The 13,738-nt window shown below is 65.1% G+C and carries 12 protein-coding genes; 10 read left to right on the forward strand and 2 right to left on the reverse strand.

Annotated features, from left to right (window positions below):
• Positions 1–3: 3 nt before the first annotated feature.
• The 3 genes from ETC07_RS06070 to lipB all read left to right on the forward strand — a co-directional run bounded on the left by ETC07_RS06070 (position 4) and on the right by lipB (position 2,247).
• On the forward strand, positions 4–1,221 hold the full coding sequence (locus tag ETC07_RS06070; protein WP_240724570.1) for a D-alanyl-D-alanine carboxypeptidase family protein: 1,218 nt from the start codon (positions 4–6) through the stop codon (positions 1,219–1,221).
• A gap of 71 nt (positions 1,222–1,292) precedes the next feature.
• Entirely contained in the window at positions 1,293–1,610 is a 318-nt protein-coding gene (locus ETC07_RS06075) for an HP0495 family protein (protein ID WP_136247608.1), read from the forward strand.
• 1 nt (position 1,611) lies between these two features.
• Entirely contained in the window at positions 1,612–2,247 is a 636-nt protein-coding gene (gene lipB, locus ETC07_RS06080) for a lipoyl(octanoyl) transferase LipB (protein ID WP_136247609.1), read from the forward strand.
• Positions 2,248–2,352: 105 nt separating this feature from the next.
• Here lipB and lipA read toward each other — a convergent pair whose 3' ends face one another.
• Positions 2,353–3,411: a lipoyl synthase gene (lipA, locus tag ETC07_RS06085; RefSeq protein ID WP_136247610.1), complete on the reverse strand. Its 1,059-nt coding sequence runs from the start codon at positions 3,409–3,411 to the stop codon at positions 2,353–2,355.
• 298 nt (positions 3,412–3,709) lie between these two features.
• On the opposite strand from lipA, the gene topA reads away from it, so the two are divergent.
• From topA to ETC07_RS06115, 7 genes are all read left to right on the forward strand, one after another.
• Positions 3,710–6,349 (forward strand): type I DNA topoisomerase, encoded by a 2,640-nt coding sequence (gene topA / locus ETC07_RS06090; protein ID WP_136247611.1) that lies wholly within the window; start codon positions 3,710–3,712, stop codon positions 6,347–6,349.
• Positions 6,346–6,810, forward strand: a complete 465-nt coding sequence (locus ETC07_RS06095) for a DUF6586 family protein (protein WP_136247612.1) — start codon at positions 6,346–6,348, stop codon at positions 6,808–6,810. The genes topA and ETC07_RS06095 overlap by 4 nt, the downstream gene beginning before the upstream one ends.
• A gap of 367 nt (positions 6,811–7,177) precedes the next feature.
• On the forward strand, positions 7,178–7,804 hold the full coding sequence (locus ETC07_RS06100; RefSeq protein ID WP_136247613.1) for a L,D-transpeptidase family protein: 627 nt from the start codon (positions 7,178–7,180) through the stop codon (positions 7,802–7,804).
• A 177-nt stretch (positions 7,805–7,981) separates the two neighbouring features.
• Positions 7,982–8,245 carry an Lpp/OprI family alanine-zipper lipoprotein gene (locus ETC07_RS06105; protein WP_136247614.1) on the forward strand — a complete coding sequence of 88 codons (264 nt, stop codon included), beginning with the start codon at positions 7,982–7,984 and terminating at the stop codon, positions 8,243–8,245.
• 409 nt (positions 8,246–8,654) lie between these two features.
• A complete protein-coding gene (locus ETC07_RS15980) occupies positions 8,655–10,370 on the forward strand; it encodes a collagen-like triple helix repeat-containing protein (RefSeq protein WP_136247615.1) in 1,716 nt (571 codons plus the stop codon).
• Between the two features lie 408 nt (positions 10,371–10,778).
• Positions 10,779–11,312 (forward strand): POTRA domain-containing protein, encoded by a 534-nt coding sequence (locus ETC07_RS15890; protein ID WP_240724571.1) that lies wholly within the window; start codon positions 10,779–10,781, stop codon positions 11,310–11,312.
• A complete protein-coding gene (locus ETC07_RS06115; protein ID WP_240724572.1) occupies positions 11,287–12,381 on the forward strand; it encodes a ShlB/FhaC/HecB family hemolysin secretion/activation protein in 1,095 nt (364 codons plus the stop codon). The genes ETC07_RS15890 and ETC07_RS06115 overlap by 26 nt, the downstream gene beginning before the upstream one ends.
• 286 nt (positions 12,382–12,667) lie before the next feature.
• Here ETC07_RS06115 and ETC07_RS06120 read toward each other — a convergent pair whose 3' ends face one another.
• A complete protein-coding gene (locus ETC07_RS06120) occupies positions 12,668–13,708 on the reverse strand; it encodes a L,D-transpeptidase family protein (protein WP_136247616.1) in 1,041 nt (346 codons plus the stop codon).
• Between the last annotated feature and the right edge of the window lie 30 nt (positions 13,709–13,738).

Below are 13,738 nucleotides of genomic sequence, written 5' to 3' on the forward strand. Positions count from 1 at the left end.
TTCATGAAACCCCTGAGCTTCACCATGCTACGTCGGCTGCTGCCGCTTCTATTGATTTGCCTGTCGCTGGTGGCCTCTCCGCTGCTGGCACAGACGCCTAAGCCCGATACTCTCGCGAGCCCCGGAACGGTGATCCCATCGCCGCCGCAGCTGGCGGCGAGTTCCTGGATCCTGATGGATGCCGATAGCGGCCGGGTGCTGGCGCAGCATAACCCCGACCAGCGCTTGCCGCCGGCCAGCCTGACCAAGCTGATGACCGCCTACTTGGTCGAGCGTGAGCTCGAGAGCGATAACATCTCGCCGGACGACATGGTGCCGATCAGCGAGAAGGCCTGGCGTACCGGTGGCTCGAAGATGTTCGTCGAGGTCGGCGAACGGGTGCCGGTCAGCGAGCTGCTGCATGGCATCGTCATCGTCTCCGGCAACGACGCAAGCGTCGCCATGGCGGAATACCTGGCCGGAGGTACCGAGCCCTTCGCCGATCTGATGAACCAGCATGCCGCGCAGCTGGGCATGACCAATACGCACTACGAGAACCCCACCGGGCTGCCCCACGAGAACCACTACTCCTCGGCGCGTGACATGTCGGTCTTGGCCCAGCACATCATCAACGACTATCCGGATCACTACCGGATGTATCGCCAGAAGCACTTCACCTATGGCGGTATCGAGCAGCCCAACCGGAATCTTCTGCTGTGGCGTGATCCCAGTGTCGATGGTCTCAAGACCGGCTGGACCGACGAGGCCGGCTACTGCCTGGTAGCCTCCGCCGCTCGCGAAGACATGCGGCTGATCTCGGTGGTGATGGGCACCGATTCCAAGGAGGCGCGGGCCCAGGAATCCCAGAAGCTGCTCAGCTATGGTTTCCGCTATTACGAGACCCTCAAGCTGTACGATCGGGGTGCCGTGCTCAACGCGCCGCGGGTGTGGGGCGGCGAGCGCAACGAGCTCAAGGTCGGTGTGGACGAGGATGTCTCCATGACCGTGCCGCGTAAGCGTGGCGAAGAGCTGACCGCCAAGTTGGATATTCGCCCCGATCTCACCGCGCCGATCGCCGCCGGCGAACAGGTGGGTACCATGGAAGTGCGTCTCGGTGACGAGGTGATGGGGCAGCGTCCGCTGCTGGCGCTGGAAGCGGTCGAAGAGGGCGGTTTCTTCAAGCGCTTCTTCGACAAGGTGCAGCGTTTCTTCCATAACCTGTTGGGTGGTTTCTTCGACTAAGGCGACCGTCTTGGTGGGCAGGCATGGGTCGCGTAGAATGATGGGTCGACAAGCTTTCGGACGGTTGACGGATGAGCAACAAGACCCTGCGTGACCTGCGCCAGCCCAGCACCACGGATTCCGGCGACGACAAGCCGCCCAAGATCGAGTTTCCCTGCGACTATCCGATCAAGGTCGTGGGCGATGCCGCCGAAGACTTCACCGCCATGGTATGCCAGGTGGTGACTCGTCACGATCCCGCGTTCGACGCCAGTACCCTGCAGAGCGTGCCGAGCCGCAACGGGCGTTTCGTCTCGTTGCGTCTGACCCTGCGGGCCACCGGCGAGGACCAGCTCCAGGCCCTGTTCGCCGAGCTCAAGGCGACCGATCGCGTGCACATGGTGCTCTGAGGTGCTGCCGCTTGTGCTGCATCGCCTCGGCCGGCGCCCCTACGAGCCGATATGGCGGGCGATGAGCGAGCTGACCGATACCCGTGATGCTGGTACTCCGGACCAGCTGTGGTTGGTCGAGCATGATCCGGTGTTCACCCAGGGGCGCGCTGGAAAGCCTGAGCATCTGCTGATGCCCGGTGACATTCCAGTGGTGCAGACCGATCGCGGCGGGCAGGTGACCTATCACGGTCCCGGGCAGGTGGTGCTCTATCCACTACTCGACGTGCGGCGCGCCGGGCTCGGCGTGCGTGAGTTGGTCAGCGCCCTGGAAAACGCCGCGATCGCGCTGCTGGCTGGGTATGGCATCGAGGCGCGGGCGCGGGCGGATGCCCCCGGTGTCTACGTGGGCGAGGGCAAGATCGCCTCGCTGGGGCTGCGCATTCGGCGTGGGGCGAGCTTTCATGGCATCGCCCTGAATGTCGATGGCGATCTCTCGCCGTTCGCGCGGATCAACCCTTGCGGCTATGCGGGGCTGGAGATGATTCGGCTGGCCGATCTGATGGAGCGGCCGCCGTCGGTGACCGATGTCGGCGAGGCACTCGCCGCCTGCCTGGCTCGCGAACTTCAGCGGGCGGTGGTCGACGCCGAGGATTGACGCTCGGCCTGGCTTACCGCGGCCGGCAAAAAAGCCTGAGGCGATCGCCTCAGGCTTTTTCGTGTCAATGCAGGGCAAAGAGGGCCGGAGGACGGCCCTCGGGCGTTAGCTTACATTGCGCGCGGGGATGATGTCGGGGTCGGGCGTCTGGCCGGGTACCTCGGATGGGGAAGCGAGTTCGAGGCCCAGATTGTTGTTCTCGAAGACTCGGTCGGCGCGATAGCTGGAACGTACCAGCGGCCCCGACGGCACTTCCATGAAGCCTTTGGCGAGGCCTTGCTGGCGATAGCGTTCGAATTCCTCGGGGGTGACCCAGCGCTCCACCGGCAGGTGGTTGCGGGTCGGGCGTAGGTACTGGCCGAGGGTGACGATGTCGACGCCGATCTCGCGCAGGTCGTCGAAGGTCTGCAGGATCTCCTCCTCGGTCTCGCCGAGACCCAGCATCAGGCTGGTCTTGGTGATCACGCCGGGACGATGATGCTTGGCGTGGGCCAGTGCGTCGAGGGTCTTGCGGTAGCCGGCGCGGGGGTCGCGTACGCGCCGGGTCAGGCGCTCGACGGTCTCGACGTTCTGAGCGAATACCTCGAGGCCCGAATCCACCACCTTCTCGATGGCACTGGGTGCGCCGTCGAAGTCCGGGGTCAGGGCCTCCACCGCGACCTCGGGGGTGCGGGCCTTGATGGCACGGATGCAGTCGGCGTAATGGCCGGCACCGCCGTCGGGCAGGTCGTCGCGGTCCACCGAGGTCAACACGATGTAGCGCAGGCCCATCAGCTCCACCGATTTGGCGGTGTTCTCGGGTTCCTCGGTGTCGAGCCAACCCTTGGGGTTGCCGGTGTCGACGGCGCAGAAGCGGCAAGCGCGGGTGCACACCGATCCCATCAGCATGATGGTGGCGGTGCCGTTGCTCCAACACTCTCCCATGTTGGGGCAGTGGGACTCCGCGCACACGGTGCTCAACCGGTGCTCGGCCACGTTCTTCTTCACGGCATCGAAGCGTTCGCCGCCGGGAATCTGGGCGCGCAGCCATTTGGGCTTGCGTCCCAGATCCTGGCCTTCTTCGGCCTGTTGGCGCGATTTCATGCCATCCTTGATGGCCGTTGCGCCGTGTTCGTTGCGGTATTTCTCGCCGCTGGACACTGATTTGCTGGTGTTGTCGCTCATGAGCTGGCGTTTCTCCACTCGGCGGCCGGTCGTGCGGTCTAGAATCCTGGGCGCTCAACCTACCACATTTGCCATCCGGCTGGACAGGCGGGCCGGGCCGTGGTGGCCTGTGACGTGAGGCCTCGCCGTGTGGCGGGGCGCTTGCCGAGTCGTGGGCGGCGGTCTAGGGTCTAAGGCCGCCTCCCGCGACTGGCGTGTTGGATGGCGCTGGGGTAGGGTAAGCGCATTTTTCACCCGGAAGCGGTGAACCGATACCGTTCGGCGCGGGGTTCCCGCGTCTACTGACGTTTGGAGCACTATGGGCAAGTCTCTGGTCATCGTCGAGTCGCCGGCCAAGGCGAAGACGATCAACAAGTATCTCGGCAACGAGTTCATCGTGAAGTCGAGCGTGGGACACATCCGTGACCTGCCGACCAGCGGCTCGGGCAAGGCGGCCTCGGACCCCAAGGAGCGTGCTCGGCAGGCCGCGGCGACGCGCAAGATGTCCGCCGATGAGAAGGCGGAGTACCGTCAACGCAAGTCCCGCGAGCAGCTGATCCGGCGCATGGGTATCGATCCCGAGCATGACTGGGAAGCCAACTACGAGATCCTGCCCGGCAAGGAGAAGGTCGTGGCCGAGCTGCAGAAGCTCGCCGAGAAGGCCGATACCGTCTATCTCGCCACCGACCTGGACCGCGAGGGGGAAGCCATCGCCTGGCACCTTCGCGAGACCATCGGCGGCGACGACTCGCGCTATCGGCGGGTGGTGTTCAACGAGATCACCAAGAACGCCATTCATGAGGCCTTCGAGGATCCTGGGCAGCTCAACATGCCGCGGGTCGAGGCCCAGCAGGCGCGGCGTTTCCTGGATCGCGTGGTGGGCTTCATGCTCTCGCCGTTGCTGTGGGCCAAGGTGGCCCGGGGCCTGTCTGCCGGTCGCGTGCAGTCGGTGGCCATGCGCCTGATCGTCGAGCGTGAGCGCGAGATCCGTGCCTTCGTGCCCGAGGAATTCTGGGACGTCCATGCCGACCTCGCGCCGGCCGATGAGGCCGCGGCCAGCCCGGTGCGTTTCGAACTGGCCCGCCAGGACGGCAAGGCGTTCCGGCCGACGTCGGAATCCGAGACCCTGGAGCGTATCGCGGGGCTCAGGCAGGCGTCGCTTGCGATCACCTCGCGGGAAGACAAGCCGACGCGTTCCAAGCCCAATGCTCCCTTCATCACCTCGACGCTGCAGCAGGCGGCGAGCGGGCGGCTCGGCTTCTCGGTGAAGAAGACCATGACGCTGGCTCAGCGGCTCTACGAGGCAGGCTACATCACCTACATGCGGACCGACTCCACCAACCTCTCCCGCGAGGCGGTGGATGGCGTGCGCGACTTCATCGATGAAGAGTACGGCGCGCGTTACCTGCCCGAGGCGCCCAATCGCTACTCCAGCAAGGAAGGCGCCCAGGAGGCTCACGAGGCGATCCGCCCCTCCGAAGTCGCTCGTCGGGCCACCGACCTTGCCGGCATGGAGCGCGATGCCGAACGCCTCTACGAGCTGATCTGGCGCCAGTTCGTGGCTTGCCAGATGACGCCCGCCGAGTACCTCTCATCGACCCTGACCGTGGCGATCGATGGCTATGAGCTGCGCGCCAAGGGCCGGGTGCTGAAGTTCGACGGCTATACCCGCGTCATGAAGCCCATGGGACGCAAGGACGAGGACCAGTCGCTGCCCGATCTCGCCGAGGGCGCGCCGCTGACTCTCGAGACACTGGACCCCCAGCAGCACTTCACCAAGCCGCCGGCTCGCTACACCGAGGCGAGCCTGGTCAAGGAGCTGGAGAAGAAGGGCATCGGCCGGCCATCGACCTATGCGGCGATCATCTCGACCATCCAGGACCGCGGCTACGTCAAGCTCGAGAACCGGCGTTTCTACGCCGAGAAACTCGGCGATATCGTCACCGAGCGACTCAAGGAGTCGTTCCCCGACCTGATGGACTACTCCTTCACCGCACGCATGGAGGACAGCCTCGACGAGGTGGCCGAAGGGGAGCGCCGCTGGCGCGAGCTGCTCGATGCCTTCTATGGCGAGTTCCGCGAGGAGCTCGATGAGGCGCAGAGCGAGGAGGGCATGCGCCCCAACCAGCCGGTGCCCACCGACATCGATTGCCCGAGCTGCGGGCGCAAGATGCAGATTCGCACCGCCTCGACGGGCGTCTTCCTGGGCTGCTCCGGCTACAACCTGCCGCCCAAGGAGCGCTGCAAGACCACCATCGACCTGCTGCTCGGCGACGAGGCGGTGGCCGCCGATGCCGACGAGGATGCCGAGACCGATGCGCTGCGGGCCAAGCAGCGCTGCCCGCGGTGCGGCACCGCCATGGATAGCTACCTGATCGACGAGACGCGCAAGCTGCACGTCTGCGGCAACAGCCCCGATTGCGAAGGCCACGAGGTCGAGCACGGACACTTCAAGATCAAGGGCTACGAAGGGCCGGTGATCGAGTGCGACAAGTGCGGCAGCGAGATGCAGCTCAAGAGCGGGCGTTTCGGCAAGTACTTCGGCTGCACCAGCGAGAGCTGCAAGAACACCCGCAAGCTGCTCAAGAGCGGCGAGGTGGCGCCGCCGAAGATGGATCCCATTGCCATGCCAGAGCTGGCCTGCCAGAAGGTCGAGGACCACTACGTGCTGCGTGATGGGGCCAGCGGCTTGTTCCTGGCGGCCAGCAAGTTCCCCAAGAATCGCGAGACCCGGCCGCCGCTGGTGATCGAGCTCAAGGCCCATGCCGAGGAGTTGCCGGACAAGTACCGCTACCTGCTCGATGCGCCCGATGCCGACCCGGACGGTCGTCCGGCCCAGATTCGCTTCTCGCGCAAGGCCAAGGCGCAGTTCCTGATGACCGAAGACAACGGCAAGGCCACCGGCTGGAAGGCCACCTTCGATGCCGGCAAGTGGCAGGTGGAGGATAAGCGCAAGTGACCCCGAGGGCCCGCACCAATCAGTTGCTCTATCAGGCCGAGTTGCTGCTGGCGACGCCCGGCGGCGATGACGAGCACGCCGAGGCGCGCCGCATGGCCGCCGAGGAGGGGGCGCTGGCGATGTTCGAGCTGGCGCTGGAGTCGTTGCTTCGTGAGGTGACCGAGCACGCCGGCCTCGAGCGCCACGACTGGCGTGAGCTGCTGGCGCCCGAGGGCGAGTCGTTGGCCGAACTCGAGCGGCTGCGCGGGCTGGTGCAGCGACCTGACAGCTGGCTGGCCCGGCTGCTATCCCGCTTCCAGGCGCTGCACGGCAGCGAGGGCGTGGCGCGCCGTACCAGCGGAGCGGCGCAGGGGCTGATCGCCGTGGGCAGCGCCGCCGCCCTGGGCGACGAACTGCGCGACTGCCTGGCGGCGGCCAAGCGCGAAATCACCGAACTGCGCCAGACCAGCGAGGAGTGGTGAGGCCGGGAGTCGCTGGCGTGCTCTTATCGTCACCTTGCGCGTCGATGGCGGCATGAGTGTCGACAGCGGCCGGTTTTCGAGTGCATTGATGAGGCCTGAATCGCCCCAGATATGTCGCTTTAAGGAGACGCCGGTTCCCGGAGAATGATATGGAGCGCGTGATCCGCCACTCAAACGGCGCCACTACGCCCTGGATGTCGGGTGTCGCGGCTGGGAGACATTTGCCGAGCGATGCCCGCATGGTTCACGAAAAGACCTCTCGGGCGCTGCACGGGAGGCTGGCTTGGAATCGCGTTCGGCTATCGACTGACACCCGATGCTGGGATGCGATATAACGACCCCTTCGATTTTGGTTAACGACACTCTTATGACGCATCCTCGAGCATCGCGGCCGCTTTTGACGCGGCGTCGTTTCGCCCTGCTGGCGCTGAGCCTGCCCTTCTGGTCGGCTTCCGCGCCGGCAGCCCTGATGAACGAGGTGCGGGGCGATTTCGCGGTACCCCGTTCGCCCGATGAGCTTTGGGTACTGGTCGATGATGCAGAAGAGCGCCTGAGCATCTTCCGCGGCGATCGCCTGGTGGAGAGTTTCTCGCCGATTTCCTTGGGGCGTGGAGGCGCCAGGTCCCAGCGTGTGGAAGGGGATCGCGTCACGCCGCTGGGCGAGTTCCGGGTGATGCGCTTCAATTACCACAGCAGGTATCGCACCTTCGTCGGGCTGGATTACCCGACCCCGACTCATGCGCGTATGGCCCTGGCGTCAGGGGTCTACAGCCAGCAGGACTACGACGACTACTTCAGCTACTACCGTCGACACGGTACACCGCCTCAAGAAACGGCGCTGGGTGGTTATATCGGTATCCATGGCGTCGGCGTGGCCGACCCGGAGATCCATCGCCGGTTTCATTGGACCAGTGGTTGCGTCGCGGTCACCGACCGTCAGATCGATACCCTGTCGTCGATGATCGACATTGGCACGCGGGTCGTCATCCGCTAGGCTTTACATGCGCTAAGGACGTTCTAGCCGGTAGGCGTGCGTCGCCACGAGAGGCGATACATTTGACGCCGCCGGCTTGCAGCAGGCATTGTTGCTGCAGTAGAAACTGCAACTAGCAGGACGCCTGGTCATCAGGCATCACCAATGTAGTACCAAGGAAGATCCAAGGAGAACACTATGACTCTCAAGACTACTCTGAAGCTGTCCGCCGCTGCCGCCTCTCTCGCCGTTCTGGCCGGTTGCGCCTCCTCTGGCGCCCTGGACGAGGTCCGTACGACTGCCGAGTCCGCTCAGGCTGATGCCGCCGAAGCCCGCAGCATCGCGAGCCAGGCGCAGAACACCGCCAACCAGGCGCAGCGCGACGCCCAGGCGGCTCTGCAGCTGTCGCAGAAGAACCGCGAAGAGATGAACCGCATGTTCGAGAGCTCCATGCGCAAGTAAGTCGGCAGTGCGCCGACCAGGTTTCAGACCTGGTGGTGCCACGACGGGCCACCCCTCGCAAGAGGGGTGGCCTTTTTTTGTCCGCTTCTCCGGTCACGCCGAACGATTGGCGTGGCCGCATGGCGGGCCGGGCGACGGGGTGTCGCACCGCAAGCGTTATGTCTTGCTCCTCTGCTGCGGTGCTAGCCGCACCGACTCATGTAAGAGATATCTGATCGTGGTGTAAGAATAGATGCATCTCTATGTAAGATTTCTTTTTTATCAATAGTTTAAGTTTTTGGTGAAAATTCGGCTCCTGTTCATGCCCTGTGTTCCTGCATACGCTTCCCTTAGCAAGACAGTCATCCTCATCCGGCATCGAACCCCCAGTGGTCAACGATGCTTCTGGAAAATAAAGAGGGGCATAACGATGGCAGGGAACACAGAGCTCAAGACGCGTCTCTCCCCCCTGACAGCGCTGGTGCTGGCGATCTCGCTGGCCGGTTGCAGCGGGAGCTCGGACATCTCTCAGCCGCTCGATGGCGGCAACGGTGGCATGGAATCCGGCGGCGGTGATGGCACCGATGGTGGCAATGGTTCCGGCGGTGGTAACGGCTCCGATGGTGGTGATGACCCCGGTGATGGGGGTGGTGGCGATGACCCCGGTGATGGGGGTGGTGGCGATGGCCCCGGTGATGGGGGTGGTGACGATGGTTCAGGCGATACGTCTACCAGCAGTGAGCGGGTCATTCGGGATGCCGCCGACGCCACGGGGGCGGTGGGCAACACCGTCACGACGCTGGGTGGCAAGATTCAGCAGGTGAATCCGCCCGTGGTCAGTAGCGTGACCGATGGTACCGGCCAGGTCGTCAAGGACTTGGGCGGCGGCGTCGACAGCCAGTCCTCGGGGCTACGTGATGGGCTCGGCAACCTCAGCGAGAACGACAATGCCCTGGGCACGACCCTTGGCGGCGCGACGGGGCTGGTGTCACAGGCCGGCAAGGCCGTCAGCAGCACGGGCGGCATCGTCGAGGGGCTGGGCTCCTTGCCGGTGCTGATGCAGGTGGAAGATGGCACCGGGGTGCTTGCCAGCGCGGGCGGCACGGTCGACCAGCTCGGCGCCACGATCACCGCGGTGGGTGATCGCCTGACCGTCACGCTGACCGACGAAGACGGCCATCTGTCGGGCCTGACGCGCGAGCTGACCGGTGTGGTCAGGCCGTTGGTCGTGAACCTGGAAGGCACCACGCAGCGACTCGGTGATGCACTGGTGGTCGGCCCCGTGGGGAGTCGCCTGTTGGGTAAAGCCGGGGGTGCCGTCGTGTTGCTGGGCGAACGACTGGGAGACAGGGTGAAGCTCGCAGGCGTCGGAGACCTGGTGACCTCCACCGGGCAGTTGGTGGACGATGCCGGTGGCCTCTTGTCCTCGAATGGTGGCAATGGCGACCTGCTGGGCGACGTCAGCGATGGTAACGGCGGCTTGCTGGACGGCGTGACCGGCGGCCTGCTGGTCGGTGGTGACGGCGGAATCGTCGGCGATGACGGCCTATTGGCGGGTGGCTTGTCTTCTGGCGGCGGCCTGCTCGGCGGTGACGGTGGTCTGCTTGGCGGTGTGACCGGTGGCGATGGTGGCCTGCTGGGCGGCGTGACCGGTGGCGATGGTGGCCTGCTGGGTGGCGTCACCGGCGGCGATGGTGGCCTGCTGGGTGGCGTGACCGGCGGCGATGGTGGCCTGCTGGGTGGCGTGACCGGCGGCGATGGTGGCCTGCTGGGCGGCGTGACCGGTGGCGATGGTGGCCTGCTGGGTGGCGTGACCGGTGGCGACGACGGTCTGTTGGGTGGCGTTACCGGCGGTGACGGTGCTCTGCTGGGCAGTGTGAGCGGTGGCGATGGTGCGGGTGGCGGCTCGCTGGGTGGCGATGGTGGCCTGCTCGGTGGTGTCTCCCATACCGTGGACGGCGTGACCGACGCCGTGGATGGCGTGAGCGGTGGCGCGCTGAGCGGTGTGACCGGCACCGTGGATGACCTGACGAGTGGCCAGTCGGGTGGCGGCGGCGTCGGTAAGGATGAGGCCGATGCCGGAAGCGATGCCGGCGGCGGAGGGCTGCTCGATAAGGTGGTCGGCGGTCTGCTGGGTCGGCCCTGATCCCGCTATCACGCCTTAGGTATTAGGGCCCGGCGAACGCCGGGCCCTTTTCCGTGTGGGCGCCTTGTGGCCGGCAGCGGCCGATGGGCGGCCTGAACGATCGTATTCATGCGCCCGCTCCATGGTTGCCATAGGGCATGAGATTTATACTAATCTGACTTCAGTCTTCGGTATGAAACGCTTCGATAAAGCGGCGAAGCCGGTGTGCCCAACGCTCACACGATAATGCTGCGACGGCGCATGGGGAACTGAATAAAACGCAGGGACAACAATATGATGCCAAGGTTAGGCGGGCACCGGGTGCAATGGGATGTCGTTCCGCTGATACTCGTATCGGTATGCGGGTTGTCATCGACCGACGCTCAGGCGGACGATCTACCGTCGTGGATCGACGAGCGTCAGCCGACCATGAGGCCTCCGGTTCAGGATGTGCTGGAGCGACAGCGTGACAGTGGTGGGGAGGTCAGCCTGCCCGGCGCCGCCGGCAGGATGAGCCCCGAGACACAGGTGCCGGTGGCCAGCGTCAGGATCCGTGGCGGGAGTGTCTTCGATCTGGATACCCTGAGCGCTCCTCTGCAGCCTCTCGTGGGGCAGCGGGTGGCCGTGAGTCGCCTGGTCGAGGCCGCGGAACAGATTACCCAACGCTACCAGGATGCAGGCTACCCGCTTTCCTACGCCTACCTCCCTGGCAACAACTTCCAGAACGATACCCTGACCGTGATCGTGGTCGAGGGATACATCGCCCGCACCGAGATCGCCGTGGAGGATACGGCGGTGGCCCAGCGCGTGGAACGTCTGGCGTCGCGGATGCTAGAAGAGCGCCCACTGACGCGCGAGACCTTCGAGCGTTACACGGGGCTTATCGAGCGCATTCCGGGAGCGCGTTTGAGCGTCAAGGCCGTCCGGCGCCACTACGTTGCGCGTCGAGCAACGCGAAAGTGATCGCATCGATGCGGGCCTGACGCTCGGCGGCGGTGACAAGAACGATACCCAGGTGATCGGCAACCTGGCCCTGCACAGTCACACCCCCTATGCGGAGACGCTCTCCTTCGCCTACCTGATGCCGGTCGATAACGACGATACCTTCTATGCGGCGCAGTATCGCCAGGAGCTTGGCACCGATGGCCTGCGCCTGACGATGAGCGCCCAGCGCTTCGAGGGGGACGAGGAAGAAACCGCCGTGGTGGGTGGGCTGCCCTATGAGGTGGCCCAAGAGAAGGAGCGCGACCGCTATCGCCTGGGCTTCGATTACCCGCTGGTGTTGGAGCGCCACCGTCTGTGGAACATCGCGGCTAATATTGAGCATCTCAATGAGACCGCCGACTATCGCTATCGCTCGGACATCGGCCCCGACCTGGTGGCGCGTCAGGAGCTGCGCTATTCGACCCTCGAACTAGGCACGCGTTATCGTCAGGGCAGTGCCGATCGGCGCCTCGAGGCGAGCGCCGAGGTACGCCAGGGCATCGACCTGGGCGCTAGCCGTACCACGTCGCGTGTGCGCAACGTCGTCAACGGCTTCCAGGGGGAGGGCATTGGTACAGAGGAGTTGAAGTTCACCCGCTTCGCGCTACAGGGCCGCTGGCTCGAGGCATTGACGCCGAGCCTGCGCCTGTCGATGCGCATGACGGGTTTCTGGTCGGAGGATGATCTACCGGCGCCGGAGCACGGCCAATACGGCGCCAGCCGTTTCGCGCGTGGTTACGACGACGGTGAGGCCGAAGGCGAGCGCGGTTATGCCGGCGAGGTCGAGCTGCGCTATCGCCATGCGCTAGCGTCTTCCTGGGCCTCGCATGTCGCGCCTTACCTGGTCGTGGACGGGGCGCATACCGAGTTCAACGGCAACGAGCTGGAATACGACCTGGCCTCGGTGGCGACCGGGTTCGAGCTAAGCCATGGCGATGTGTATCGCCTGGGGCTCGAGTATGCCTATCCCATCGGTGATCGTCCCGTGGAGGATGCGTCTCGGGAAGGGCGGATCAATGCGCGCCTGAGCTGGGACTTCGGCGGCTGAGACGTCGTGGGCTTGCCGGTACGCCACGGGTGACCCTGTTGCATGATGCCGTGATCACCCTGGGGCTGGCGCTGGGGGCGAGCGTCATCGTCCACCGGCGTGAACCCTTCGGTGTCGACGAGTGACGCGAAGCCTTCTGATCCGGCGGCCTCGGGCCGCGCGGCGCACAGGCACGAAGCCAGCCATGATGAGGGCCGGCATCGCACTGATGCGTCGTGATCGAAACTCGAAGGGGCCCGGCATTGCCGGGCCCCTTCGTTGTGCATACCGAGACGGTCGGGCGGCGTTAGCCCTGGGTCGTCTCGTTCGCCGTGGCCTCGGCGGAGACCAGCTCGAGTTGCTCGTAGAAGCGTGGCGCGGGCTCGGGTTTCGGCGGCTCCTCCAGGGCGACCGGCATGCCACCCGGCACCTCCACGACTTCGCGCAGGCGGGAGTAGTCGACCGGGTAATCGAGCCCTTCGATGCTGGCATCCACCTGGTCCAGCGCCTCGGTAACGCGCTGGATGGTGGCGCCTTGCTCGTCGTCCAGGTAGGGGTAGGCTTGGACGTAGAGGGTGTCATCGGCCCAGCCCAGCTTGAAGTTCTCGTTGATGATCCGTACCTGGGTGCCCACCGAGATTTGGTCGAACAGGGTCTCCACGTCGTCCGGCAGCATCCGCACGCAGCCATGCGTGACGCGCATGCCCACGCCTTCCGGCTTGTTGGTGCCGTGAATCAGGTAGCCGGGGATGCCGAGGCGCATCTTGCGGGTGCCCATGGGGTTGTCGGGCCCGGGTTTCACGACGCTCGGCAGCGGATTGCCGGCTTCTGCGTGCTCGCGGCGAATGGAGGCGGGCGGGTACCAGGCGGGATTGCTGACCTTCTGGGTGATGGTGGTCTTGCCCAGCGGCGTTTTCCAATCCTGGCGGCCCACGCCCAGCGGGTAGGTCTGGACGGTGCGTGGTTCGCCTTCCACGGCCGGCGGATAATAGTAGAGGCGCATCTCGGCGACGTTGATCACGATGCCGGTCTGCGGCGCATCGGGCAGGATGAATTGGCCGGGGATCGTCACTTCGGTGCCTTCGCCGGGATACCAGACGCTGACATCCGGATTGGCGCGCACCATGCTCTGGTAGCCGATACCGTGTTCATGGCCGATATCGATCAGGGTGTCTTCCTCATCGGCCTCGACGGTCGTGACCTCGCCGATCAGGTCGCCTTCCTCGGGCAGCATGTAATAGCCACGAGGCAGGTCCTCGTTGGCCTGCAGCGGGGCGGCGAGGGCGGCGGTCAGCCCGACCAGTAGGGTCGTGCGGGCCAGCGAGCCGTGTAGGGGAGCACAGGTCATCTTGGTCGTCTCGTCTGATGGATCGTGGAC

Origin of the sequence: Halomonas borealis (genome assembly GCF_004798905.1) — a bacterium.
GTDB classification, from domain to species: domain Bacteria; phylum Pseudomonadota; class Gammaproteobacteria; order Pseudomonadales; family Halomonadaceae; genus Halomonas; species Halomonas borealis.